21 protein-coding genes are annotated in these 26,382 nt (G+C 62.5%); 14 read left to right on the top strand and 7 right to left on the bottom strand.

Annotated elements, in window-relative coordinates; translation table 11 throughout:
- Positions 1–33 precede the first annotated feature (33 nt).
- The 9 genes from PGB28_RS05375 to PGB28_RS05335 all read left to right on the top strand — a co-directional run bounded on the left by PGB28_RS05375 (position 34) and on the right by PGB28_RS05335 (position 13,153).
- On the top strand, positions 34–2,928 hold the full coding sequence (locus tag PGB28_RS05375) for a formate dehydrogenase subunit alpha (RefSeq protein ID WP_271420462.1): 2,895 nt from the start codon (positions 34–36) through the stop codon (positions 2,926–2,928).
- A gap of 12 nt (positions 2,929–2,940) precedes the next feature.
- Positions 2,941–3,534, top strand: a complete 594-nt coding sequence (gene fdh3B / locus PGB28_RS05370) for a formate dehydrogenase FDH3 subunit beta (RefSeq protein WP_271420461.1) — start codon at positions 2,941–2,943, stop codon at positions 3,532–3,534.
- Between the two features lie 93 nt (positions 3,535–3,627).
- Positions 3,628–4,854, top strand: coding sequence for a formate dehydrogenase subunit gamma (locus PGB28_RS05365; protein ID WP_271420460.1), 1,227 nt, complete (start codon positions 3,628–3,630; stop codon positions 4,852–4,854).
- Position 4,855: 1 nt separating this feature from the next.
- The gene (locus PGB28_RS05360) at positions 4,856–6,151 is read left to right on the top strand and encodes a c-type cytochrome (protein WP_271420459.1); all 1,296 of its coding nucleotides are present in this window, start codon (positions 4,856–4,858) and stop codon (positions 6,149–6,151) included.
- Positions 6,148–6,273 carry a hypothetical protein gene (locus tag PGB28_RS05355; RefSeq protein ID WP_271420458.1) on the top strand — a complete coding sequence of 42 codons (126 nt, stop codon included), beginning with the start codon at positions 6,148–6,150 and terminating at the stop codon, positions 6,271–6,273. Before PGB28_RS05360 ends, PGB28_RS05355 begins: the two co-directional genes overlap by 4 nt.
- Before the next feature lie 162 nt (positions 6,274–6,435).
- Positions 6,436–7,197: a LamB/YcsF family protein gene (locus tag PGB28_RS05350; RefSeq protein WP_271420457.1), complete on the top strand. Its 762-nt coding sequence runs from the start codon at positions 6,436–6,438 to the stop codon at positions 7,195–7,197.
- A 6-nt stretch (positions 7,198–7,203) separates the two neighbouring features.
- Positions 7,204–8,448 carry an aminotransferase class V-fold PLP-dependent enzyme gene (locus PGB28_RS05345; RefSeq protein WP_271420456.1) on the top strand — a complete coding sequence of 415 codons (1,245 nt, stop codon included), beginning with the start codon at positions 7,204–7,206 and terminating at the stop codon, positions 8,446–8,448.
- A 38-nt stretch (positions 8,449–8,486) separates the two neighbouring features.
- Positions 8,487–10,118, top strand: a complete 1,632-nt coding sequence (locus PGB28_RS05340) for a thiamine pyrophosphate-binding protein (RefSeq protein WP_271420455.1) — start codon at positions 8,487–8,489, stop codon at positions 10,116–10,118.
- A gap of 140 nt (positions 10,119–10,258) precedes the next feature.
- A complete protein-coding gene (locus PGB28_RS05335) occupies positions 10,259–13,153 on the top strand; it encodes an error-prone DNA polymerase (protein ID WP_271420454.1) in 2,895 nt (964 codons plus the stop codon).
- On the opposite strand, the gene PGB28_RS05330 is transcribed toward PGB28_RS05335, so the two are convergent.
- Positions 13,148–13,447, bottom strand: coding sequence for a YciI-like protein (locus PGB28_RS05330; protein WP_271420453.1), 300 nt, complete (start codon positions 13,445–13,447; stop codon positions 13,148–13,150). The two genes, PGB28_RS05335 and PGB28_RS05330, sit on opposite strands and share 6 nt — an antisense overlap.
- Before the next feature lie 212 nt (positions 13,448–13,659).
- Here PGB28_RS05330 and PGB28_RS05325 point away from each other — a divergent pair, with 212 nt between their 5' ends.
- A complete protein-coding gene (locus PGB28_RS05325) occupies positions 13,660–14,526 on the top strand; it encodes a DUF2189 domain-containing protein (protein ID WP_271420452.1) in 867 nt (288 codons plus the stop codon).
- Here the strand turns inward: PGB28_RS05325 and PGB28_RS05320 are convergent.
- The 4 genes from PGB28_RS05320 to PGB28_RS05305 all read right to left on the bottom strand — a co-directional run bounded on the left by PGB28_RS05320 (position 14,523) and on the right by PGB28_RS05305 (position 17,991).
- Positions 14,523–15,557 carry a fatty acid desaturase gene (locus PGB28_RS05320; RefSeq protein WP_271420451.1) on the bottom strand — a complete coding sequence of 345 codons (1,035 nt, stop codon included), beginning with the start codon at positions 15,555–15,557 and terminating at the stop codon, positions 14,523–14,525. The two genes, PGB28_RS05325 and PGB28_RS05320, sit on opposite strands and share 4 nt — an antisense overlap.
- Before the next feature lie 113 nt (positions 15,558–15,670).
- A complete protein-coding gene (locus tag PGB28_RS05315; protein ID WP_271420450.1) occupies positions 15,671–16,786 on the bottom strand; it encodes a CaiB/BaiF CoA transferase family protein in 1,116 nt (371 codons plus the stop codon).
- The gene (locus PGB28_RS05310; RefSeq protein ID WP_271420449.1) at positions 16,783–17,457 is read right to left on the bottom strand and encodes a DsbA family protein; all 675 of its coding nucleotides are present in this window, start codon (positions 17,455–17,457) and stop codon (positions 16,783–16,785) included. The genes PGB28_RS05315 and PGB28_RS05310 overlap by 4 nt, the downstream gene beginning before the upstream one ends.
- Before the next feature lie 24 nt (positions 17,458–17,481).
- Positions 17,482–17,991: a DUF721 domain-containing protein gene (locus PGB28_RS05305; RefSeq protein WP_271420448.1), complete on the bottom strand. Its 510-nt coding sequence runs from the start codon at positions 17,989–17,991 to the stop codon at positions 17,482–17,484.
- A 90-nt stretch (positions 17,992–18,081) separates the two neighbouring features.
- Here PGB28_RS05305 and mutY point away from each other — a divergent pair, with 90 nt between their 5' ends.
- The 3 genes from mutY (at position 18,082) to PGB28_RS05290 (ending at position 21,957) form a co-directional block, all read left to right on the top strand.
- Positions 18,082–19,131, top strand: coding sequence for an A/G-specific adenine glycosylase (gene mutY / locus PGB28_RS05300; RefSeq protein WP_271420447.1), 1,050 nt, complete (start codon positions 18,082–18,084; stop codon positions 19,129–19,131).
- A 134-nt stretch (positions 19,132–19,265) separates the two neighbouring features.
- Complete coding sequence (locus tag PGB28_RS05295) at positions 19,266–20,408, top strand: alkane 1-monooxygenase (RefSeq protein WP_271420446.1); 1,143 nt, start codon at positions 19,266–19,268, stop codon at positions 20,406–20,408.
- Between the two features lie 169 nt (positions 20,409–20,577).
- Positions 20,578–21,957, top strand: coding sequence for an FAD-binding oxidoreductase (locus PGB28_RS05290; RefSeq protein ID WP_271420445.1), 1,380 nt, complete (start codon positions 20,578–20,580; stop codon positions 21,955–21,957).
- A gap of 13 nt (positions 21,958–21,970) precedes the next feature.
- On the opposite strand, the gene PGB28_RS05285 is transcribed toward PGB28_RS05290, so the two are convergent.
- Complete coding sequence (locus tag PGB28_RS05285) at positions 21,971–23,080, bottom strand: THUMP domain-containing class I SAM-dependent RNA methyltransferase (RefSeq protein WP_271420444.1); 1,110 nt, start codon at positions 23,078–23,080, stop codon at positions 21,971–21,973.
- Positions 23,081–23,173: 93 nt separating this feature from the next.
- Between PGB28_RS05285 and PGB28_RS05280 the strand changes: the two genes are divergently transcribed.
- On the top strand, positions 23,174–24,454 hold the full coding sequence (locus PGB28_RS05280; protein ID WP_271420443.1) for a flavin-dependent oxidoreductase: 1,281 nt from the start codon (positions 23,174–23,176) through the stop codon (positions 24,452–24,454).
- A 255-nt stretch (positions 24,455–24,709) separates the two neighbouring features.
- Here PGB28_RS05280 and PGB28_RS05275 read toward each other — a convergent pair whose 3' ends face one another.
- Positions 24,710–26,380, bottom strand: a complete 1,671-nt coding sequence (locus PGB28_RS05275) for a sulfatase-like hydrolase/transferase (protein ID WP_271420442.1) — start codon at positions 26,378–26,380, stop codon at positions 24,710–24,712.
- Positions 26,381–26,382 lie beyond the last annotated feature (2 nt).

Raw genomic sequence — 26,382 nt, 5'->3', positions numbered from 1 at the left:
GAGGGGTGAAGCCAGCAAGGGAGAGAGAGAAACATGCTAAGGAAAAAGACCAACGGGGTTGCGCGACGCCCCCAGCGGACAAGTATCCTTTCGGATGTGGCCAACACATCCGTTGACCGCCGCGCCTTTCTGCGCGGTTCGGGTCTGGCCATCGGTGGCCTGACCGCGATTGCCGCCACCGGCGGTACGGTGACCCAGGCCCAGGCGCAATCCGCCGCCAAACAGGCCGTCGAAACCGTGAAATCGGTCTGCACCCACTGCTCGGTGGGCTGTACCGTGATCGCCGAAGTGGAAAACGGTGTCTGGACCGGGCAGGAACCCGGTTGGGACAGCCCGTTCAACCTGGGTGCTCACTGCGCCAAAGGTGCCGCCGTGCGCGAACACGCCCATGGGGAACGCCGTCTCAAGTACCCGATGAAGAAAGAGGGTGGTGAGTGGAAGCGCATCAGCTGGGAACAGGCGATCAACGAGATCGGCGACGGTATGATGCAGATCCGCGACGAAAGCGGACCTGATAGCGTCTACTGGCTCGGCTCTGCCAAGCACAACAACGAACAGGCCTACCTGTTCCGCAAATTCGCCGCCTACTGGGGCACGAATAACGTGGATCACCAGGCCCGGATTTGTCACTCGACGACCGTGGCGGGTGTTGCGAACACATGGGGCTACGGCGCCATGACCAACTCCTACAACGACATCCACAACAGCCGCGCCATCTTTATCATCGGTGGCAACCCGGCCGAGGCGCACCCCGTGTCGCTGCTCCATGTGCTCAAGGCCAAGGAACAGAACAACGCGCCGGTTATCGTCTGCGACCCGCGCTTTACCCGCACGGCGGCGCATGCCGATGAATATGTCCGCTTCCGTCCCGGTTCGGACGTGGCGCTGGTCTGGGGTATTCTCTGGCACATCTTCGAGAACGGCTGGGAGGATAAAGAGTTTATCCGCACCCGTGTCTGGGGCATGGACCAGATCAAGACCGAAGTGGCCAAATGGACACCGGAAGAGGTGGAACGCGTGACCGGAACACCCGGTTCGCAGCTGCGCCGCGTGGCCCGTACGCTGGCCAATAACCGCCCCGGCACCGTGATCTGGTGCATGGGGGGTACGCAGCACACCAACGGCAACAACAACACCCGCGCTTACTGCGTGCTCCAGCTTGCTCTGGGCAACATGGGCACCTCGGGTGGTGGCACCAACATCTTCCGTGGCCACGACAACGTGCAGGGTGCAACCGACCTTGGCGTTCTGTCCCACACGCTGCCCGGCTACTATGGCCTGGCTGGCGGGGCATGGGCCCATTGGGCGCGCGTCTGGGGCGAGGATCCGGAATGGCTTGCCGGTCAGTTCGACACGCTCACCGGTGCCGATGGCAAGGAGAAATCGCTGCAGAACCTCACCGGTATCCCGGTGTCGCGCTGGATCGACGGTATCCTTGAGGACAAGGAGAACATGGACCAGCCGAACAATGTTCGGGCCATGGTGCTCTGGGGTCACGCGCCCAACTCGCAGACCCGGATGACGGAAATGAAAACCGCGATGGAGAAGCTGGACATGCTGGTCGTTGTCGACCCGTTCCCCACCGTCTCTGCCGTGCTGCATGACCGGGAGGACGGCGTTTACCTGCTGCCCGCCTCGACGCAGTTCGAAACCCGTGGTTCTGTCACCGCATCGAACCGCTCTATCCAGTGGCGCGATCAGATCATGGCCCCGCTCTTTGAGAGCAAACCGGACCATGAGATTATCGGCATGTTCGCCAACAAGTTCGGCTTTGCCGACCGGTTCTTCCGCAATATCGAGATGGAAGACGAAAACACGCCCAACATCGAAAGCGTGACCCGCGAGTTCAACTCCGGCATGTGGACGGTGGGCTATACCGGTCAGTCGCCCGAGCGGATCAAGCTGCACATGGCCAATCAGCACACGTTCGACAAGACGACGTTGCAGGCGATTGGTGGTCCCGCAGATGGCGATTACTACGGTATGCCATGGCCGTGCTGGGGCACTGCAGAGATGAAGCACCCGGGCACACCGAACCTTTACGACATGTCCAAACCTGTCGCAGAGGGTGGTCTGACTTTCCGCGCCCGTTTCGGGGTGGAACGCGACGGCGACAACCTGCTCGCCGAAGGCGTCTATTCCGTGGGATCGGAAATTCAGGACGGCTACCCGGAATTCACCATGCAGATGCTGATGGATCTCGGATGGGACGGCGACCTGACCGACGAAGAGCGTGCCGCAATCGACGCGGTGGCCGGGCCCAAGACCAACTGGAAAACCGACCTCTCGGGCGGGATCCAGCGGGTGGCAATCAAGCATGGCTGTGCGCCGTTCGGCAACGCCAAGGCACGGGCCGTGGTCTGGACCTTCCCGGATCCGATCCCGCTGCACCGTGAGCCGCTCTACACCAACCGTCGCGACTTGGTGGCAGATTATCCGACCTATGAGGACCGGAAATTCTACCGCCTGCCCACGATGTATGCCTCGATCCAGAAACAGGATTTCAGCAAGGATTATCCCATCATCCTCACCTCCGGCCGTCTGGTCGAATATGAGGGCGGTGGCGATGAGACGCGCTCGAACCCGTGGCTGGCAGAGCTGCAGCAGGACATGTTCGTCGAGATCAACCCGCGTGACGCCAACAATATCGGCGTGCGGGACGGCGCTCAGGTCTGGGTCGAAGGGCCCGAAGGCGGCAAGGTCAAGGTGATGGCCATGGTCACTGAACGGGTCGGAGAAGGCGTTGCCTTCATGCCGTTCCACTTCGGTGGTCACTTCCAGGGCGAGGACCAGCGGTCCAAGTATCCGGAAGGGGCGGATCCATATGTGTTGGGCGAAAGCACCAACACGGCGCAGACCTACGGGTATGACTCGGTCACTCAAATGCAAGAGACCAAGGCGACCCTTTGCAAAATCATGCCAGCGTAAGGAGATAGAGAAATGGCACGAGCTAAATTCCTCTGCGACGCCGAACGCTGCATCGAATGCAATGCCTGCGTTACGGCCTGTAAAAACGAGCACGAAGTGCCCTGGGGCATCAACCGGCGCCGCGTTGTGACCATCAACGACGGCTCCCCGGGTGAACGCTCCATCTCGGTGGCTTGCATGCACTGTTCGGACGCGCCCTGTATGGCCGTCTGCCCGACAGACTGCTTCTACCAGAACGAAGAGGGCGTGGTCCTGCACTCCAAGGACCTCTGCATCGGGTGTGGTTATTGCTTCTACGCGTGCCCCTTTGGCGCGCCGCAATTCCCGCAGGCGGGCAACTTTGGATCGCGCGGCAAGATGGACAAATGTACCTTCTGTGCCGGTGGCCCCGAAGAAACCCACTCCACCGCCGAGTTCGCCAAATACGGGCGCAACCGGATCGCCGAGGGCAAACTGCCCATCTGCGCCGAGATGTGTTCGACCAAGGCGCTGCTTGCCGGTGACGGTGACGTTGTTTCGGCCATCTACCGCGAACGCGTTGTGGCCCGTGGCTTCGGCTCCGGCGCCTGGGGCTGGGGCTCCGCCTACGGCCAGCGCGACGGTTAAGCGCATCTGAAAGACGTGGGGCGGCCTTGCCAAAGGGCCGCCCCATTGAAAGTTACGCACATCCTTTTCTGAGAATTATCGAAAGGCATCGCCATGTTGCGCGTTCTGCTTTCCCTTGTCCTGATGTTTACGCTGTTCTTGCCGTTGACCGGTCTGTCGACCTCCGGCCCCGCTCAGGCCCAGGAGACAGAAGCACCAGACCGGTCCGCGACCGGCGGGGCCCAAACGCTGGAAGACATCCTTGCCCGCCAGCGCGGCGAAACGGTGGACAATTCCTTCCGTGCCAACAATGTCGGCGACCCTGACAGCGCGGCGGGCATTGCCAACCAGCTTGGCACGCTTGGTGGCGCATCCGATCCGGACCTGTGGCGGGCGCTGCGGTTCGGCAAGGCCAATATCACCGCCTCCAATGACGGCCCGGCCTCGACCGTGCTGGTGCAGGACAGCGGCATGTGGTGGCTTGAGTTCCGCCAGGGGCCGCTGATCACCTATGGCGGTTATCTGCTGTTGGGCATGATCGGCCTTTTGGTGGTGTTCTTCCTGATCCGGGGGCGTATTCGCATCGACGGTGAAAAGACCGGCCGCACCATTGAACGTTTCAAGGCGTTTGAACGTTTCTCGCACTGGCTGCTGGCCGGGTCGTTCCTGTTGCTGGGGATTACCGGTCTGATCACGCTGATGGGGCGCAAATTCCTGATCCCCACATTCGGGCACGAGGCGTATTCCAACCTCGCTGTCGCGTCGAAATGGGTGCACAACAATGTCAGCTGGGCCTTTATCGTCGGTCTGGTCTTCGTGTTCTTCCTCTGGGTCGCGCATAACATCCCGAACAAGACCGACCTGAAATGGATTGCACAAGGCGGCGGCATCTTTGCCAAGGGCAAGCACCCCCCTGCCAAGAAATTCAACTTTGGCCAGAAGATCATCTTCTGGTCGGTGATCGTGCTGGGCGGTTCCATCGCGGCGTCTGGCCTGTCTCTGCTCTTCCCGTTCGAACTGCCGATGTTCGCGGCCACGTTTGAGAAACTCAACGCGCTGGGCCTTCCGGGCCTGATCGGGCTGGACCCGCTGCCAACCGCGCTCGCCCCGCATGAAGAGATGCAATATGCCCAGCTCTGGCACGCCATCGTCAGCTTTGTGCTGATGGCGATCATCATCGCGCATATCTATATCGGTTCGATCGGGATGGAAGGTGCCTATGACGCCATGGGCTCGGGCCATGTGGAAGAGCAATGGGCCAAGGAGCACCATTCGCTCTGGGTCGAAGAGGTCAAGGCCAAAGAGGCTGAGGCGCCCAAAGGTGCCACGCCCGCGGAATAACATGCGTGGGGCGGCCCTGATCCTTGCGGCAACTGTCGCGGCAACACCGCTTGCCGCACAGGATTTCTTTACGCTCAAGGGCCATGGCGGTCCGATCATGGATATCGCTGTGGCCCCCTCCGGCCAGATCACCACAGCCAGCTTCGACAATGCCGTGGGAGTCTGGGACGGGATCACACCCGATTGGCGTGACGGTCACCGCGCGGCGGTCAATACCGTGCTGCCCCTGCCGGACGGGCGTGTCGCCTCGGGCGGGGATGATAATGACATCCTGATCTGGGACGGTGACAGGCCGACCCGGCTCACGGGCCATACAGCCAAGGTGTTCGGGCTTGCCCTGTCCCCGGACGGCCAGACGCTCGCCTCGGCAAGCTGGGACGGAACCGTAGGGATTTGGCCGCTTGCAGGAGGTGCGCCGCGTTTCATGCGGGGTCACACCCAAGGCGTGAATGCGGTCGCCTATCGCCCCGATGGGCTTTTGTATTCCGCCTCGACCGATGGCAACATTCTGCTCTGGGATCCTGAAACCGGTGAGGAAAAACGACTGGTCCTGCGCCACGGCTTCGGGATCAACAAGATGGTCCTGAATGCCGAACAGGGCTGGCTCGCTTATGGCGCGACAGATGGGCAGACACGGATCATCGACCTGAAGACAGATGAGGAAATCCGTGACTACACGCTGGGTCGCCGCCCGATCCTTGCCATGGCGCTATCACCGGATGGCAGTCATCTCGCCGTGGGGGATGGCGAAGGTTATATCATGGTGATCGACACGGGCCAGTGGCGCATCACCCGCGATTTCAAGGCCACGGCGCATGGCCCGGTCTGGGCACTGGCCTGGTCCACCAATGGCCAGAACATCCATGCCGGCGGGCTTGATCCGATCATGTACTCGTGGCCGCTGGAGACCCTGACCGAACACGGACAGATGACGCCCGAGGAACCCGCCTACCTCGTGGATCCGGACACCGTTCCCAATGGCCAACGCCAGTTCCAGCGCAAATGCGCCGTCTGCCACACACTGGCCCCATCAAGCGCGCGCCGTGCCGGACCGACGCTGTACAACCTTTTCGGTCGCCGTGCAGGCACCGTCGAGGATTACAAATATTCCGAAACGCTCACCGCTTCTGACATCATCTGGACCGAAGACACGGTGAACGCCCTGTTCGACGAGGGCCCCGACCACTACATTCCCGGCACCAAGATGCCGATGCAGCGGATCACCGGGGCAGATGACCGTGCTGACCTGATCGCCTATCTCAAGACGGCGACACAACCCGATGAGGACACCCAATGAAAGCCATGCTTACCGCCTTTGTCATGATCGCCGTCATCTCTGTCGCGGCCGATTACGGGCTCGACTACGCCGGATTCTCGGCGGCGGAACGCCAGTCTGGCGATGCCGTTCGGCTGGAATAAAGCGTTTCCAGTTTTCGTTGAAACAAGGCATCGCCAATGTCCCGAGAGCGCCGAAGGGGTGGCAGGGTATTGGCGATTCAAGCTAAACTGGAAACGCTCTAAGCCCCTCTTGAACCTGCCCGTCTTCCCAGCCATCCTGCGCCACGCAACCTGGGGGATGTCATGGCCACGCGCGTCGATCTGAATGCCGATATGGGCGAAAGCTTTGGCCCCTGGGTCATGGGCCATGACGCCGAACTTTTGAATACTATCACCTCCGCCAATATTGCCTGCGGCTTCCACGCGGGTGACCCGGATGTGATGGCGCACACGATGGCACTGGCGCTGAAAAATGGCGTGGGCCTTGGCTGTCACCCCGGTTTTGACGATCTGCGCGGCTTTGGGCGGCGGCGGCTCAACATGAGCGCCGCCGAGCTGACCAACATGCTGACCTATCAGCTTGGCGCGTCCCAGGCGATGGCCCGCGCCGCTGGCGGTGAAATCCGCCATTTCAAACTGCATGGCGCACTGTCCAACATGTGTTCCGAGAACAAGGAAATGGCGCTAATTTGTTACCGCGCGGCGCGGGCCATCGCCCCCGAGCTGCGCATCATGGTGCTGGTGGAAACAGCCCAGCAAGAAGCGGTCAGGGAACTGGGCGCGCCATGGGTGGGCGAGATCTTCGCCGACCGCGCCTATAATGACGACGCCACGCTGGTGGATCGCGCCCTGCCCGGCGCGGTGATCCATGACGCAACAATGGCAGGCCCACGCATCGCCGAGATGGTGCGCGAAGGCGCGATCATCACGCAAAGCGGCAAGCGCATCCCGGCGCGGATCGACACGATCTGTTTGCACGGAGACACCCCCGAAGCGGTCGATCTGGCCGCATCTGTCCGCACATCTTTGGAGGCCGACGGTGTATCCGTCCGCCAATTTGACTGAGTCCCCATGTTCTCTGACACTTTGCTTGCCGATATCCGGTCCCGCTTTGCCCATGTCGATGCCTGCCCGTTTCAGGGGCCGCGCGTGTTCTTTGAAAACGCGGGCGGCGCACTGACGCTGAATTCCGTGGTTGAAACCTCAACCAAATTCGCCGCCATCCCCGACAATCAGGGCCGCGACAACCCGGCGGCCCACGCATTGATGGAGATCATCGCAACGTCCAAAGCGGATATGCGTGATTTCTTCGGCGCGTCGTCTGGGCAATTCTTTGTAGGTGAAAGCGGCACGGAACTGACCTTCCGCCTGCTCCGCGCCATGATCCTTGGCACGCCCGGAGGCGCAGTGTTCGGCTCCTCCGTCGAACACCCCGCCTCGCGCTCTGCCGCGCGGAAATGGGCGCATGTGGCGGGCAAGGATTACATCTCCGTCCCGCATGACGACGCGACCGGGCTGGTCACGCCAGACGCCTACGCCGCCCATGTCACCGATGACACACGCGTTGCCACGATCCTGCACACCTCGCCCGTGACCGGCATGGGGATCGACGTGGCGGGCATCGCCTCTGCCATCCGCGCCAAGGCCCCCGATGCGTTCATCTTTGTCGATGGTATCCAGCATGCGTCGCACGGGCTGATTGACATCGACAGCTACGATATCGACGGCTACGTGATCTCGCCTTACAAGGTGTTCTCCCGCCACGGCTACGGCATCGCCTGGGTCTCGGACCGGGCCAGCAAGTTGCGGTTTGAGGGGCTGATCGACGGACCTCTGGAAAACTGGGAATTCGGCACCCGTGACACCGGGGCCTATGCGACGTTTTCCGACGTGGTGGGTTATCTCGACTGGCTGGGCAGCGCGGTCTCGGACGCATCCGACCGCCGCGCCCGGATTATCGCGGCAGGGCAGGCCATCCATGAACATGAGCATTCCCTCACAAAGGCCATGCTGCACGGCACCGGCAATCTCGCGGGTCTTGCCGAACTGCCCGGCATCCATATCGTCGGCGGCGTGGACAACCCCGCGCGCGAGGGGCTGGTCAGCTTCTGGCTCGACGGCACGCCTTCGGAAGAGGTCGTGGCCCATCTCAACGCCCAGGGCATCCGCACCCATACCCGCAAGGCGGATCACTATTCCCGCAATATCCTCGACCCGCTGGGGCAGCCCTCCTGCATCCGCGTGTCGATGTGCCACTATAATTCCCCATCCGAAGTCGCGGCCTTCCTCGCCGCGATAAAGGAACTTACCTCGTAGGGTGGGCAATCCTGCCCACCGCCCCAAGGAGAATACCCATGCCCCATGGTGGCCAGATCCTCGTTGACGCCCTCAAGGCCCAGGGCGCGACCCGCGTCTTCTGTGTTCCCGGCGAAAGCTACCTCGCGGCGCTGGACGGGCTCTTTGAGAGCGGCATCGGCACCGTTGTCGCCAAGCAAGAGGGCGGCGCGGCGATGATGGCCGAGGCCCATGGCAAGCTCACCGGCACCCCCGGCATCGCCATGGTCACGCGCGGTCCCGGTGCCACCAATGCGTCATCCGGGGTGCATGTGGCCTTTCAGGACAGCACGCCGATGATCCTCTTCGTCGGTCAGGTGGCCAGCGACCAGCGCGACCGCGAGGCGTTTCAGGAAGTAGATTACCGCGCCATGTTCGCCCCACTGGCCAAATGGGTGGCCGAGATCGACCGGGTGGACCGCATCCCGGAATATGTCTCACAGGCCTATCACGTCGCGCTCTCCGGTCGCCCCGGCCCAGTGGTTTTGGCCCTGCCCGAGGATGTGCTCTCCGCCAGCGCCGATGTGCCCGTTGTGCCCGCGGTGAACCCGCCCTCGGGCCGCGCCGCAGACAGCGACATTCAGGCCATTCTTGACATGCTGGACAAGGCCGAGCGCCCGCTCGTCCTCGCCGGCGGACCGCTCTGGTCCGAGGACGCCCGCAAGGCGCTGCAGAGCTTCGCCGAGACCGCCCAACTCCCCGTCGCCACGACCCTGCGCTGTCAGGACTATGTCGACAACAGACATCCCAACTATATCGGCGATCTCGGTATCGCACCCAACCCGGCGCTGGCCGATCAGGTCCGCAATGCAGACCTGATCCTCTGCCTCGGCGCGCGTCTGGGCGAGATGACGACAAGCGGCTACACCCTCTTGACCCCGCCCAAGCCGGCGCAAAAGCTCATCCATGTGCATCCCGACCCCTCTGAGCCGGGCCGCGTCTATTACCCGACCCTTGCCGTCGCCGCGCAGGCCGGTCAGGTCGTGCAGCAACTGGCCGAGACCGCAAAGCCCGGCCCCGACTGCAGCGCCGCGATCCGAACCGCCCGGGCCGCCTATGACGCCTGGCAGGAGCCCGAGGAAACCCCCGGCGCGCTGCATATGGAACAGGTCATGGCCCATCTGCGCGACACGCTGCCCGAGGATGCGATCCTCACCAACGGCGCGGGGAATTACTGCGGCTGGCCGCACCGCTATTACCGCTTTCGCCGCTTCCGCACCCAGCTTGGCCCCACCTCCGGCTCCATGGGCTATGGGCTGCCCGCCGCCATCGCCGCCGGGCTGGAACATCCCGACCGCAAGGTGATCTGCTTTGCAGGCGACGGCTGTTTCCAGATGACCAGCCAGGAATTTGGCACCGCCTGCGAATACGGCGCCAATATCGTGGTGCTGGTGGTCAATAATGGCATGTACGGCACGATCCGCATGCACCAACAGTCGAAATACCCCGGCCGGGTCTCTGCCACCCGGCTGAAGAACCCGGATTTCGCCGCGCTGGCCCGCAGCTATGGCGCGCTGGGCCTCACCGTGACCGAAGACGCGCAGTTCCCGGACACAATGGCGCAGGCTCTGGCCGCCAACACGCCAGCCCTGATCGAACTGCAGATCGACCCGCGCGCGCTGTCCACAAAACTGGTGACACAAGACCTCTGATGCTTGTCCCGATCCAGTCTTCTTCTGTTTGAAAATACCTCGGGGGAGGCCGAAGGCCGGGGGCAGAGCCCCCAAAATTTAACGCGACTCCCAAAAAGAACAAAACGTGAATATACTAATACCCCCTGCCCGAGTCGCCCATGTTCCCCGAACTGTCGATCACCTCGAATTTCACCTTTCTCACCGGGGCCTCCCACCCCGAGGATTACATGCGCCGTGCCGCCATCTTTGGCCTGCCCGCCATCGCCATTGCCGATGAAAACTCCGTCGCGGGCATCGTGCGCGCCCATACCGAGGCGCGCGAGATTGCCCGGCACGTGGCCGAGCGGCAGGCATTTGACGCCGAACATGGCCTGATCGGCCCGCCCGCGCCCGTCGCCGCGCCCCCCTCACCGCTCCTGACGGCCACGCCCCGCCTGATCCCGGCCGCAAAACTGCGCTTCACGGACGCGCCCGACATCACCGCGCTGGTCCAGACCCGCCGCGGCTGGGCGATCCTCTGCCGCCTGCTCTCGCGCGGGCGGCTGCGGGCGGAAAAAGGATCCTGCACCCTGCATCTTTCTGACCTGATGGAGATGGGCGGCGAGGGTCTGCATCTCGCCCTGCACGGCCCGCCACAGGCGCAACACCCGACACGCGGCGCGGGCGCATGGCGGCCAGAGGCGGAACGGCTGACGCGCCGCTTTGCCGGGCAGATGTCGCTGCTCCTGGCCCCGCATTACGACGGCATCGACCCGGCCCGTTTTCGCCATCTTGCCGATCTGGCACGCAAGCTGAACCTACCCCTTTTGGCCAGTGCCACACCGCTTTTCCACGAGGGCCGCCGTCGCAAGCTTGCCGATGTACTCAGCGCCATTCGTAACGGCATCACCGTTGAGCAACTGGGGGCCAAGGCACAGGCCAACAATGAACAACGCCTGCGCTCTGCCCCCGAGATGCAGCGGCTGTTCCGGGACCACGGCCAAGCGCTGGAGCATGCGAAACAGGTTGCGGAAAGCTGCGTCTTTTCACTGGACGAGTTACGCTACGAATACCCCTCTGAAATCGCAAATGGCGAAACCCCGACCCAGCGCCTCTCTCGCCTCGCTTATGCCGGGCTGCGCTGGCGCTACCCGGACGGCGCACCGGACAAGGTGCACAATCTTCTGAAACATGAATTAAAACTCATATCCAAGCTGAAGTTTGAGCCCTATTTCCTCACCGTACACGACATCGTGCAATTTGCGCGCAGCAATGACATCCTCTGTCAGGGGCGCGGCTCGGCAGCCAATTCCGTGACCTGCTATTGCCTCGGCGTCACCTCGGTCAGTCCCGAGATCGGCACAATGGTGTTTGAACGCTTCGTCTCCGAGGCGCGCAACGAGCCGCCCGATATCGACGTGGATTTCGAGCATGAACGCCGCGAAGAGGTGATCCAGCATATCTATGAACGCTATGGCCGCCACCGCGCCGGGCTCTGCGCCACGGTCGTGCATTACCGCGGCAAACGCGCCATCCGCGAGGTCGGCGCCGCCATGGGGCTGTCACAGGACACGATCGGCGCGCTCAGTTCGCAGCTTTGGGGCTTCTTCTCGACCAAGGGGATCGAGGCCGAGCGCATGCGCGAAATCGGCCTCGATCCGAAGGATCGCCGCCTGCAACAGACGCTGGCGCTGGTCTATGAGATCGTGGGCTTTCCCCGGCACCTGTCGCAGCATGTCGGCGGTTTCATCGTGACTGAGGGACGGCTGGACGAACTGGCCCCCATTGAAAATGCCACCATGGAGGACCGCACCGTCATTTGCTGGGACAAGGATGACATCGACAGCCTCGGCATCCTGAAGATCGACGTGCTCAGCCTTGGCATGCTGACCTGTCTGCGCAAGGCGTTCGACCTGATGCGGAGCCATGTGGGGCAGGACTACCGCCTTGCCACGCTGCCACCCGAGGACCCGAAAGTCTATGACATGCTCTGCAAGGCGGATAGCATCGGCGTCTTTCAGGTGGAGTCACGCGCGCAGATGAATTTCCTGCCGCGCATGCGCCCGCGCTGCTTCTATGATCTGGTCATTGAGGTGGCCATCATCCGCCCCGGCCCGATCCAGGGCGACATGGTCCATCCCTATATCCGCCGCCGCAATGGCGAGGAGGAGGTCAGCTTTCCGTCTGATGCCTTGGGCGAGGTGCTGGCCAAGACGCTGGGCGTACCGCTCTTTCAGGAACAGGCGATGCAGATCGCCATTGTCGGCGCTGGCTTTACCCCGGACGAGGCCGACCGGTTGCGCCGCTCCCTTGCCACCTTCAAGAAAAACGGCAATGTCAGTGACTTTCGCAGCCGTTTTATGCGCGGCATGGCCCGCAATGGCTATGACGAAGATTTCGCCGCGCGCTGTTTCTCCCAGATCGAGGGGTTTGGCGCCTATGGCTTCCCCGAAAGCCATGCGGCCAGTTTCGCGCTGCTGGTCTATGCCTCTGCCTGGATCAAATGCCACCATCCCGGCATCTTCGCCTGCGCGCTGCTCAATTCACAGCCCATGGGCTTCTACGCCCCGGCCCAGATCGTGCGCGACGCGCGCGAACATGGGGTCACGGTCCTGCCCGTCTGCATCCAGGCAAGCTACTGGGATAACGTGATGGAGCCCGATGGCGCGGGCGGTCTGGCGCTGCGGCTGGGGTTCCGGCAGATCAAGGGGCTCAAGGAAGAGGATGCAAACTGGCTTTGCGCCGCGCGGGGCAATGGCTATCGCGGGGTGACGGATGTCTGGCGCCGCGCCGGGCTGGGCTCGAACGTGCTGGCCCGGCTGGCCGAGGCGGATGTCTTTGCCTCGCTGATGCCCCGGCGCGAGGCGCTGTGGGAAGCCAAGGCGCTCACGCCCGCCAAGCCACTGCCACTCTTTGAGGGCGATCTGGACGGCGAAGCCATCCATGAACCCGCCGCCCACCTACCCGAAATGACGCTGGGCGAAGAGGTGGTGGAGGATTACGTCTCCATGCGCCTCACCCTGCGCGCGCACCCGCTGGCGCTGCTTCGGGAGCGGCTGACGCCCGGCTCATAAGATCGGTTGCGCCGCATCCCGCCCGACCACGGTCGTCCATTCCCGCACATACCAGCGCGTCACCAGACCATTCAGCACATAGGGATCGGCGGCCGCAAAATCCTCAACTTTGTTTGCATCGTCCACGCTAAACACGATGGCCGCCCCATCGGCGGGATTGGCAAAGGCCCCGCCCAGCAAAATCTCTCCACGCTCCAGCCAAGGCCGGATATAGGCCACATGCGCATCGCGATCGGCGCTACGGCGCGCCATATAGTCGGGGATATAGTCGTAGAACAGGATGAAATGCGCCATTCCGGCCTCCCTTGGATCACGACGGCATCATGCCGTGAAACCGCTCAGCCGCATCCCTGCGATCCGCGTGAGGCCAGCCCGCTCCCGTCCAAGCACGTCTGCGTGAGCCGCGCCCAAAGCCCGTCGAAACCTGTTACACTTCCCCCAAAGGGTTCCGGATACCGAAACCCGTCCGGACCCGTGAAGCAAACGCAAACGGCAAGGACAGGATTATGGCACAGACAATCGGCAATCCCCTCTCATGGACGGCGCAGGCGCTGGGCCTTGGGGCCAGGAACGCGGGCGAAATCGTCGCGGAAATCGCCTCTCACGACGACGCGCCCATCCGCGTGCGATCCATCGGCATATCCGATCTGAAAACCGCGCTGCACAAGGGCTATGACGACTTTGTAGCCATGCGCACCGATGTAATGTGGATGGTGGTGCTCTACCCGGTAATCGGGTTTGCGCTGGCCCTTTTTGCTGCCAATGGCACGCTTTTGCCGCTGGTCTTCCCGCTCATGGCCGGGTTCGCGATCCTGGGTCCGGTCGCGGGCGTCGGGCTCTATGAAATGAGCCGCCGCCGCGAAGCAGGGCGCGATGCGAACTGGCGCGATGCGCTTGGTATTGCCTTTTCCCCGGCTGCAGCGCCTATCATGGTGTTGGGCGGTTACCTGCTTGCGCTGTTCACCGTCTGGATGGTCGCGGCCTTCTATATCCATTCCGCCACGCTCGGCCCCGAGCCGCACGCCTCGGTCGGCGCGTTCCTGAGTGATGTATTCACCACCGGCGCGGGCTGGACGATGATCCTCCTGGGCTGCGCCGTGGGCTTTGTATTTGCGCTTCTGGCGCTGATGGTCAGCCTCGTGTCGTTCCCGATGCTGGTGGACCGCCATGTGGGCCTGCCCCGCGCGGTGACCACATCGCTTGCCGTGGCGCGCAAAAATCCTGTGGCGACCCTCGCCTGGGGCCTGATCGTCGCCATCGGGCTGGGCCTGGGCTTTGCGACGCTGTTTGTCGGGTTGATCTTTGTCCTGCCAGTGCTGGGCCACGCCACGTGGCATCTCTACCGCGCCACAGTGGAACAGGCCAAGAGCTAGGACGGAACCCGCCGCGCCTCAGCAAAGGACAGCAGCCGCCGACTGCCTTCGTCCCACAGGTGCAGCCGCGCATTTGCCAGGCTTTCGCGAATGGTCATGCGGTTGCCCTCATCCAGCTCCGCATGATCGCGCAGCACATCGGGCAGGCGGTAGAACGGGATGCGGCTGTAGAGATGGTGCACATGGTGGATGCCGATATTGGCGCTGATCCATTGCAGCACCCCGGGCATCACGTAATGCGATGAGCCATGCAGCGCCGCCTCGTGCAGCTGCCAGTCTTCCTCGCAGTCCCAGAGCGTCGTCTCGAACTGATGCTGCACATAGAACAGCCAGACCCCAGCCGATGCGGCCATGAGCGTCGAGGGCAGGTAGATGAACAGAAGCGGTGCCCAGCCGCCCAGCGCATAAATTCCGACCCATAGGGCAAGGATGGCCGCGTTGGTCGCCATGGCGCTGATCCAGAACCGTGGCTGGTCCATGAAACCCACGGGCAGGCGGTTTTGCAGGAAGAAAAGGTAGAACGGCCCAAGCCCGAACAACACCAGCGGGTGCCGGTAAAGCCGGTAATGCAACCGCCCCAGCGGCGACATTGCCCGGTATTCGGCCACGGTCAGCGTGTGCACATCGCCGATCCCGCGCCGTTCGAGATTGCCCGCCGCGCTGTGATGGATCGAATGCGAATGCCGCCAGACATCATAGGGCGTTAACGTCAGCACACCCAGAACGCGCCCCACCCAGTCACTGAGAGTGCGGTTGTTGAAAAAGGCTCCATGCCCGCAATCATGCTGGATCGCAAAAAGCCGAACGACAAACCCACCGTTGACCAGCGAGAGCGCGATGCTCAGCCAGACACTGATCTCGAGCGCCCACCAGGCAAGTGCCCAAAGTGCCAAAAACGGCAAAAGGGTCACGACCAGCTCAAAAGCGCTGCGCGTCACGTCCGGTTCGCGATATTTGGCTAGAATTCTGACCCAGTCTCGTGCAGGCCGGTGTTCATGCCCCTGCGGTTGAGAGGCGGTTTGATCGACCATGTTGCCTGCTTCTTATCGTTGTCGGGCCTCTCATAGAGCAGAATTTGCACCACGGGAAGCATGCAATCTGCGACATTTGAGAAAATGCCGCATTCGGACCGGTATGTAGCGGGTTATTTCGGAAGCTTCGGCGCACCTTTGTCCAACGCCAATGCCGCATCCGAGAATCGGAATGGCGAGCGCACACCCGGCACGCCCTCGGCCTCGATCTGCATGCCGCGCGCCCTGACCTGCGGATCGGCCATGACCTCGGCCATGTCGTTGATCGGCCCGGCGGGTACGCCGCGCGCCTCGCAGGCGGCGAGCAGGTCAGCCTTGGCAAATGTCATCGTCCGTTCGGTCAGACGTGCCGTCATCTCGTCGCGATTGGCCAACCGGTCGGCATTGGTCAGGAACTGCGGCTCCTGCCCCATCTCGGGCACACCCAGAAGATCGCAGAGCCGCTGGTACTGTGCATCATTGCCAGTGGCGATGATAATGAAACCATCCGCACAATCGAAGACCTGGTAAGGGGTCAGGTTCATATGCGCATTGCCCATGAGCCCCGGCGCCACCCCGGTCGACAGGTAATTCATCGCCTGATTGGCCGTCACCGCAACCGCCGTATCCAACAGGCTCATGTCAATCCACTGACCGCGACCGGTCGCGTGGCGCTGATGCACCGCGGCAAGGATCGCTGTCGATGCATAGACCCCGGTAAAGATATCGGTGATCGCCACGCCGCATTTCTGCGGTTGGCCACCCTTTTCGCCGGTGATGGACATCAGCCCCGACATGCCCTGAATGATGAAATCATATCCGGCGCGGTGGGCATAGGGACCGTCCTGCCCGAAACCGGTGATCGAGCAATAGATCAGCGCGGGGTTAACCGCGCTCAGACTGTCATAGTCCAACCCGTATTTGGCCAGCCCGCCCACCTTGAAATTCTCGATCAGGATATCGGCATCTGCCACCAACTCGCGCACCCGCGCCTGCCCCTCGGGCGTGCGGAAATCCACGACCTCGCTGTCCTTGCCACGATTGCAGGAATGGAAATAGGCAGCCGAAATATCGCCGTCCTTCTCGACAAAGGGCGGCCCCCAGCGACGGGTATCATCCCCCGCCGGGCTTTCCAGCTTGAGCACCTCGGCACCCAGATCGGCCAGCGTCTGGCCAGCCCATGGACCGGCCAGAATACGCGCAAGTTCGACGACTTTCAGACCCGCAAGCGGCCCCTTGCCTGCGCTCATTCCGTGCCCAGCTTGCCGTCGATGATCGCCTTCATTTCATCCCAAGCCATGTTGGAATACTTGTAACCGTCGATGATGAAGGACGGCGTGCTGCGCACATCGTCGGCATCCGCGTTCTGCTGGAACCACGCCACAAGGGTCTGGGCCTTGTCGCCATCCTGCAGACAGGCTTCAAGCTGATCGTTGTCCAACCCCGCCAGACGCCCGATCTTGCGCAGCTCTTCGACAATCGCCGCAGGCTCGCCCGCGCGCACCCATTCGGACTGCCCTTTGAAGATCAGGTCGGTGATGCCAAAGAACCGCTCCTGCCCGCCGCAGCGCGCGATCATCGACGCCCAAAGCCCGTAGCGGTCGAAATACACTTCTCGGTAGACGAACTTGACCTTGCCGGTGTCGATATATTCGGATTTCAGGTTCTTGTAGGGACCATTGTGGAAGGTCGCGCAATGCGGGCAGGTGTAGCTTGCATATTCGACAACGGTCACAGGCGCATCAGCGTCGCCTTGTACCATCTCAACGATAGAGGAGGTATCCACCTCTTCCGCGTTTTCCTGTGCATCGGCGGCACCCAGCGGCACATCCGGCGGGGTCGAGCCGCCCTGGCTCAGGAACCAACCGCCACCGGCAATCAGAATGACAGCCAGAATGGCCACGGGGATCAAGCGGTTCATGGTGCGTCCTTTCGGAAAGGGAAATCAACGTTTGGTCTTGGATAAAACGTTCTTGCCCAAAGCTTCAAGCGCTGCCTTGAGGCTTGGGTCGTTCACTTCTTCGGCATAATCGGCGGCCGCGCGCGTGATCTCGGGGCTGGGTTCGGGTGTGGCGCGGGCCTTGGGGGACATGTCGAACTGCACCTGACCTTCGGCAAATCCGGTTGGCGCGGTCTGGGTAATGCGCACCCGCGAGATGGCGTTATAGCCGTAGACCGCGTTAACCCGCTCACGAATGCGCTCTTTCTGCATCTCCAGCATCGGTGCCTGCGCCCCGGTGGTCAGAACGGTCAGCGTCGCGCCAATGCCGCCCCGGCCAAAAGAGACGTTTACCGGACGTGCCATCCCGGCCACATCCTCGCCGACGATCTCGGCCCAGTGGGTCAGCACACGGGATTCCGCAAAGCCACGGCTCTCGCTCGCCCGTCGTATGCGTTTGTCCAGCAGCGACGAGGTGCGGGCAAATCCTTTTGTCGTGGGTCTGCGTTCGGTCACGATTGACTCCCTTGTGCGGGCACTATTCTAGTGCGCATCGCGGCGCATGCCAGCGAAACCCGACCAATCCCAGAATCAGCGAGCAACTTCTTGCGCGACCCAGACGTCCTCTCTGCCGAGCTTCTTGATTGGTATGACCGGCATGCCCGCGTCATGCCATGGCGCGTGGGTCCCGATGCGCGCCGTTCCGGGGTGCGGCCCGACCCCTACCGCGTCTGGCTGTCCGAGGTCATGCTGCAACAAACCACCGTCGCCGCCGTCCGGGACTACTTCCACCGGTTCACCGCGCGCTGGCCGACGGTTGCCGATCTGGCCGCCGCGCCGGATGCGGATGTCATGGGGGAATGGGCGGGGCTGGGCTATTATGCCCGCGCCCGCAACCTGCTGAAATGCGCCCGCGCTGTGGTGGCCGAGCATGATGGCATATTCCCCGGCACGCATGCTGACCTTCTGTCGCTGCCCGGCATCGGACCTTACACGGCGTCCGCAGTTGCCGCCATCGCCTTTGACCTGCCGGAAACCGTGGTAGACGGCAATGTCGAGCGGGTGATCGCCCGCCTGCACGACATTCACACGCCCCTGCCCAAGGCCAAGGCTGAGCTGACCGAAGCGGCCCGCATCATCACGCCCAGGCAACGCCCCGGCGACTACGCTCAGGCCATCATGGACTTGGGGGCCACGATCTGCACGCCCAAGAACCCGGCCTGCGGCATCTGCCCATGGCGGCCCGATTGCCTGGCCCGCGCCAATGGAACGGCGGCTGAGCTGCCGAAAAAGACCCCGAAAAAACCGAAACCCACCCGTTTCGGCATCGCTTATATCGCGCGCCGGGTGGATGGGGCGATTTTGCTGGAACGTCGACCGGACAAGGGGCTGTTGGGCGGCATGCTTGGCTGGCCCGGATCGGAGTGGGACGAAGGCACCCCCACCCCTGCCCCACCCATCCGCGCGGAATGGAAAGACGCGGGCGCAGAGGCGCGCCATACCTTCACCCATTTTCACCTGCGACTTGCCGTGAAAACCGCGCTGGTCCCGATGGATCGCCAGCCTGCACGCGGCGAATTCATCGCGGCAGAGGAGTTTCGCCCCTCGGACCTGCCCACGGTGATGCGCAAAGCGTTTGATATCACGCGCAGCTAGCCGGTGGGCCCGGCCACGCACCACAAGATTTTCGCCCGATTTGACGTGACGCAAGGACGATCCGGTTGGACCAGACCTAAAACCGCCATAAAATCGGATTACATGGCCTCAAGACCAACAGGCGGAGCAGACCCGTGAGAACAGATATCCCCCGGTCAAGATTGATCCGCTGGCAATCCGCCGCTCCCTTCTGGGCCTCGTTCCTGCTGATCCCGCTGATCTGGATCAGCGCAACCGTTGGCGGCTGGACCGTGATCCTTGCCCCCCTGGCCACGTGGTACCTGTTTTCCGCACTGGATGCGCTGACAGGTCTCAACCTTGAAAACGCCGATCCGCAAACCCCGGACGATGTACTGTGCTGGTACAAGCGGCTCACTCTTCTTTGGGCACCGGCACAGTTTCTCACGCTGTTCGGGCTGATCTGGTACGTCCCGCGCGCCGAGCATCTGGGCACGCTGGAAACCGTGGTGCTGTTCTTTGGCGTGGGCGTGATCACCGGCACCATCGGGATCAATTACAGCCACGAACTGATGCACCAGAAGAACAAGTTCGAGCGCTGGCTGGGCGATATCCTTTTGGCCATGGTACTCTATTCGCATTTCCGGTCTGAACACCTGCTGGTCCATCACCGCTATGTCGGCACCCCGCGCGACCCGGTCACCGCGCGCTATAGCGAGAATTTCCACCTTTTCTTTCCGCGCGTGCTGCGCGGGTCATTCCGGTCGTCGATCAAGGCGGAGAAGGAGATGCTGGCGCGCAAGGGCGTGGGGTTCTGGCACCCATCCAATCCGTTCCTGCGTTATTGGACGCTTCAGGCGCTGATGCTGGGGCTCGCGGCGCTTCTGGGCGGATGGATGGGGCTTGGCCTGTTCGTGTTGCAGGCCTTCACCGCGATCTGGCAACTGGAACTGGTCAATTACGTGGAGCATTACGGGTTAACCCGCAAACATCTGGGCGAAGGCAAATACGAACATGTCCAGCCGCGCCACAGCTGGAACGCCGCGCACAAAGCGTCGAACTGGCTCTTGATCAATCTCCAGCGCCATTCCGACCATCATTACAAGCCCGACCGGCGCTTCCCGCTGTTACAGAACTACACCGAGGCCGATGCGCCACAGCTGCCCTATGGCTATCCGATCATGACCATCGCGGCACTGATCCCGCCGCTGTGGCGGCGCGTCATGAACCCCCGCGTGCGGGCATGGCGGGCGATGTATTATCCGGAAATCACCGATTGGAAGCCTTACAACAAGGCGACCACGCCGACGCCGCGCTGACCGCTTTTTGACAAAGGGGGACGCAAATCTTTTCCAAAAGATTTGCAAATTCCTTCGAAGGAATTTGCCCTCGCCAGATCGGAACCGGCGAAAAAGCCCGGCCCTTGTGTCTGCCCCAAAGGCTGCGCAATGATCCCGCAACCAATCTTCTCGCAAGGGAACCCATCACATGGCAACCGAACAGGCCCTGACAGAGCTGCGCGCGCTTCTTGGCGACCGCCTCACCACCGGCGAAAGCCATCTCGCGCAGCACGGGCAGAATGAATCCTATTACGCAACCGCACTGCCGGATGCCGTGGCCTTTCCTGAAAGCACCGAAGAGGTGTCCGAAATCCTGCGGATCTGCCACGCCCATGACTGCCCGGTGACCGCCTTTGCCGCTGCCTCCTCGCTTGAAGGTCAGCACCTTCCGATCAAGGGCGGGATCAGCCTCGACATGATGCGGATGAACAAGCTTCTGGCGGTAAATGCCGAGGACCTGAATTGCGTGGTCCAGCCCGGGATGACCCGCGAAGCGCTGAATACAGAGCTGCGCGCCACGGGGCTGTTCTTTCCTATTGATCCCGGTGCAAATGCCTCCATCGGCGGCATGGCGGCGACGCGTGCCTCGGGCACCATGGCGGTGCGCTACGGCACGATGCGTGAAAACGTTCTGGCGCTTGAGGCCGTGATGGCCGACGGCACGATCATCCGCACGGGGTCGCAGGCGCGGAAATCCTCGACCGGCTATGACCTGACCCATCTGCTGGTGGGGTCCGAAGGCACCTTGGGTATCATCACCGAACTGACGCTAAAGCTTCAGGGCCAGCCCGAGGCGATTTCTGCCGCCACCTGCCGGTTCGACAGCGTCGAAGATGCCGTGAATTGCGTGATCCTGACCATTCAATCGGGCATCCCAATGGCCCGGATCGAGCTGGTCAATGCCATGATGGTGCGCGGCTTCAACCTGCACAATGGCGCGGGCCTGCCGGAAAAACCGCATCTCTTCCTTGAGTTTCAGGGCTCGCCCAACGCGGTACGTGAACAGGCTGGCGCGTTTGGCGAGATCGCCGAAGAATTCGGTGCAACGGGGTTTGCCAAAGCCGAAAGCACCGAGGCGCGAAACCGTCTTTGGGCGCTGCGCCACGGCGCGCATTACGCCAATAACGCGCTCGACCCCGGCAAACGCACCATGGCGACCGATGTCTGCGTCCCCATTTCCAAGCTGGCCGAAGCGGTGACCTGGGCCGAGACCCGGACGCAAGAGCTTGGCATCACCTCGACCATCGTGGGCCATGTGGGGGACGGCAATTTCCATTGCGGGTTGCGCGTGAACCCGGACAACGCCACGGAATTGCAAACCTGCAAGGATTTCGTGAACGAGTTGAACGACCGCGCCCTCGCGCTTGACGGGACGGTGTCCGGCGAACACGGGATCGGCATCGGCAAACAGGCCTATATGGCGCGCGAACACGGGCCAGCGCTCAGCTATATGCGCGCGATCAAAACCGCCTATGACCCCAAGAACATTCTCAATCCGGGCAAGCTGCTGCCACCGGGGAACATGTAGCGCGCGACCTGCCTCAGCCGGGGATGCGCGCCTGAAACAGCCGTACTTTCAGACCGCCATGCGCGACCGGCGGCCCGGTTTGCAGGTCCAGACCCGTGGCGCGGGCCAGCCCGGCTTCGTTGGTGATGATGCCCATGCGCCAGCCCGCGAACCGCTCTTTCATCACCTGACCCAGCGAGGCATGCAGTGCATAGAGCAGCTTCTTGTTGCCGATCCGTCCGCCATAGGGCGGGTTCACGATAACCAACCCCGGCGGGCCATCGGGGCGCTGCAGATCGCTGACCGCGTGATGGGCGAACTCCGTCACCGATGACACGCCCGCGCGGTCCGCATTCTGGCGGGACATGGCAACAGCACCTGCATCGCGGTCCGATCCACGGAAGGTGAAGACACAGTCACGCGGGGGCTGCGTGGCTTTCATGGCCTCCCAGGCCTCGGCGTCAAAACTGACAAGCTGCTCAAAGGCAAAGCTGCGCGACCGCCCGGGTTTAAGGCCAAGCGCCATTTCCGCAGCTTCGATCACAAAAGTCCCAGAGCCGCACATCGGATCGATCACCGGCTCGGTTCCGGTATAGCCGCATTGCCGCAGGAACAGAGAGGCCAGCGTTTCGCGCATCGGGGCCTTGCCCACCGCTTCCTTGTGGCCGCGCTTGTGCAAAAGCGCGCCCGAGGTGTCGATGCTGAAGGAGCAGAGGTCATCCTCGATCCGGCACCGCAAGGTGATCGCGGCATCCTTGCTGACCGGGATACCGGCGGCTTCGCTCAAAGCAGTTTCAATCCGCTGCGCGGCGGCCTTGTCATGGTAGATCCGCGATTTCCGGCAGGTGGCCTCGACCTTGACCGGAACATCGTGGCGCAGGACATCGCCCCATGGAAACTTGCGCGCACGTTTGTCGAGCTGTGCCAGATGCATCGCGCGGAACCCGCCCAGTCCAGCCGAGACCCGCCCCGCACCGCGCAGTTCCAGATTTGCGCGCCAGACATCACGCCAGCCGCCCTGCACTGTCACACCACCGGGGACACAGGCGGGTTTGTCAAACCCCAGCGCGCGCGCCTCGTCCCTCAGGATCGGCTCAAGCCCCGGGGCGCAGGCCAGGAAGATTTCAAATGTCTCGTTGCTCATGACGTTCCTTGGCATGGGTCGCGACACATCACAAGCGGGTTGCGGCACAGGGGCGGCTTGGGTTTGAATGGCCCAACACGGGAGGATCACATCATGCGGGAGCCACATGTCCTGATCGCAGGCGGCGGTATCGGCGGGATGGCACTGGCACTGACCCTGCATCAGATCGGTGTGCGCTGTACGGTCTTTGAAACCGTGGGCTCCTTGCGGCCGCTGGGCGTGGGCATCAACCTTCAGCCCAATGCGGTGCGCGAGCTTTACGATCTTGGCATCAGCGCGGCCGACCTCGACAGCGTCGGCCTGCCCGTCAGGGAATGGGCGCTGGTGGGCTTGAACGGCAATGACATCCATGCCGAGCCACGCGGCACATGGGCGGGCTATGACTGGCCGCAATATGCGGTGCATCGCGGGCAGTTTCACATGCTGCTCTACGCCAAGCTGCGGGCGCGGGCCGGTGCGGAGGCGGTACGGCTCGGCAGCCGCGTAACCGGATACACGCCGACCCCGGATGGCGGCGTGACGGCACAGCTGTCCCATATCGGCGGCACCACATCCGAGGTCAGTGGCACGCTGCTAATCGGGGCCGATGGCATCCATTCCAGGGTCCGCGCCCAGATGCATCCCGACCAACCGCCGATTCACTGGGGCGGCGCGGTGATGTGGCGCGGCACGACCCGGGCAAGGGTGATCCGCACCGGCGCGTCCTTTGTGGGGCTTGGCACCCATGCGCAACGCATGGTGATCTACCCGATTTCGGCCCCCGACGCGGACGGGCTGTCCCTGATCAACTGGATCGCCGAAGTGACCTATGATGAACCGGACGCGCATGATGCAACCGGCTGGTTCCGGCAGGTTAAGATTGCCGATTTCATCCATCATTTCGAGGGCTGGCAATGGGACTGGCTGGATGTGCCCGCCCTGATCCGCGGCGCGGATGTCGCCTATGAAAACCCGATGATCGACCGCGATCCCATCCCCACATGGGTTGACGGCGCGGTGGCGCTGATGGGGGATGCGGCGCATGCCATGTATCCAACCGGTTCGAATGGCGCGAGCCAGGCGATTATCGACGCTCGGGTGATGGCTGTGGACCTGCTGAAGCATGGCGTGACCCAAGAGGCACTGGCCGCTTATGACAAGGAGCTGTGCGGGCCGGTATCAGAGCTGATCCTGCGCAATCGCGGGGCGGGGCCGTTTGGGCTATTGAACATGGTCAACGACCGCTGCGGTGGCGAATTCGACGACATCGACGACGTGATCCCACCCGAAGAGCGCGCAGCCTTCATAGCCGGGTATAAATCGGCAGCGGGTTTTGCCATCGAAAAACTGAACGCCGCACCGAGGACCGTGCCGGAAGGCGCCAAGGTCGGGTGATGCGTTTGAGGTTGCTGTTTCCAGCAGGTGGGAATTGAATTCGGGGGGCGTTCGTGAACGGCAGGATCGAGCCGGATGTGGACGCCGCCCGCGCGGAATCAAGGCCGAAGGCCGCCGCGCATCGCGCCGCCATTGTTGCTCGGGCCAATGGCGCTCCAATGGCGACCGCCCCCCGGCACGGCGACGCGCGGCTAGCGCGAGGCCAACTTCGTCCGCATTCCGGACTTGCGAGCATCACTCTCCGTGGCCAGTGTCTCACCCGTCGGGTCTGTTCTTCATATTCGGCGCTTTGCGCCCGCGATATTTCACCGTCAGTTCCAGCGGCGTGTCATTCTCGTCATAAACCCCCAGAACAACCCCGCGCCCCCGTGACTTGGTGCGCATTTCGACCAGTTGCGCCGCGGACCGGGTGGTGCGCTGCGACGGCCTGCGCGCCCATGCGAAGAGCCGGTCATACATCATGGCAATGACGTCTGCATGCACGTCGCTGTCGCCCAGATCATGTAATTCGTCGGGGTCGTTTTCCAGATCAAACAGGATCGGGCGATAGCCCCCCTCGCAGTGGATCAGCTTCCAGCGCGTGTCCGCGACCATGAACATCACCGCGTCGCGCACGTTGGCCTGCAGCTTGTCCGCAATGGGCGAGGCAGAATAGTCGTATTCACAGATCACGTAGTCCCGAGCGGTCTCTTTTGTCTCGCCCCGCAGGATCGGCAACAGGCTTTCACCTTCGAGAATGTGATAGGCAGGCTCCGCCCCTGCCGCGTCCACGAAAGTCGGCGCAAGATCAATAGATTCAACCAATGCGTCACAGACCATCCCGCGCGTTACATCCGCTTCTGGCGAGGGATCGTAGATGATTAGTGGGATCTTCGTGGATGCATCGTGGAAAAACGTCTTTTCCCCCATCCAGTGATCGCCAAGGAAATCGCCGTGATCCGAGGTCAGGACAATCATCGTGTCACCCATGCGCCCGGTCTCTTCCAGCCAGGCAAACAGCCGCCCCATCTGGTCATCGGCCTGTTTGATCAGCCCCATATAGGCCGGGATCACCGCGTCGCGCACCTCCTTCCGGGAAAAGCTCTGGCCTATGGCTGTGTCCATGAAGGCGCGCAGCACGGGATGCGTGTTTTCGCGTTCGGCGTCCGAGCGGATCACCTCCTGCACATCCTCGGGGCCATACATGCTGGCATAAGGTTCAGGCACGACATAGGGCCAGTGCGGCTTGATATAGGACAGGTGGCAGCACCACGGACCGTCATGGGAGGCCATGAACTCCATGCCGCGCCCGGTCAGATAGGGCGTCTCGCTATCGGGCTCGTGAATATTGGCGGCCTCGGATGAGTTCTTCAGAAACCAGCCCGACAGCACATTGCCCTCCGCGTCCAGCCCGGAATTGGCGAAGTCATGCCAGGGGTTATCGCTCTCATACCCCTTGGCGCGCAGCCAGTGGTTATAAGCCTGCGCTCCACCCTCGTCATAAAACCCGTCCGGGCCTTCGGGGCGCATGCCATCATCGCGTTCGAACACGTCAAACCCGCATTCCGCGACACGCGCGCCAATCACGCTATCGGGTTCCAGCCCCAGCCGCGCCATACCCTCTTCATCGGCGCGCATATGCGTCTTGCCAACAAGGTAACAGTCCATGCCCGCCTTGCGCAGGTGGTCACCCATGGTCATCTCGCCGACCTTGAGCGGGATACCGTTCCAGCTTGCGCCATGGGAATGCACGTAGCGACCAGTGTAGGTGGACATGCGCGACGAGCCGCAGATGGGCGACTGGATATAAGCGCGGGTGAACCGCACGCCCATACTGGCCAGCCGGTCGATATTGGGGGTGTGCAAGGTTTTGTGGCCGTAGCAGCTCAGGTAATCCCTGCGCAGCTGATCGAACATGATGAACAGGATGTTCTTTGGGTTTGCCATGC

This window comes from Primorskyibacter aestuariivivens, from assembly GCF_028023675.1.
GTDB lineage: Bacteria > Pseudomonadota > Alphaproteobacteria > Rhodobacterales > Rhodobacteraceae > Marinovum > Marinovum aestuariivivens.
This window is presented reverse-complemented; position numbering and strand designations above follow the sequence as displayed.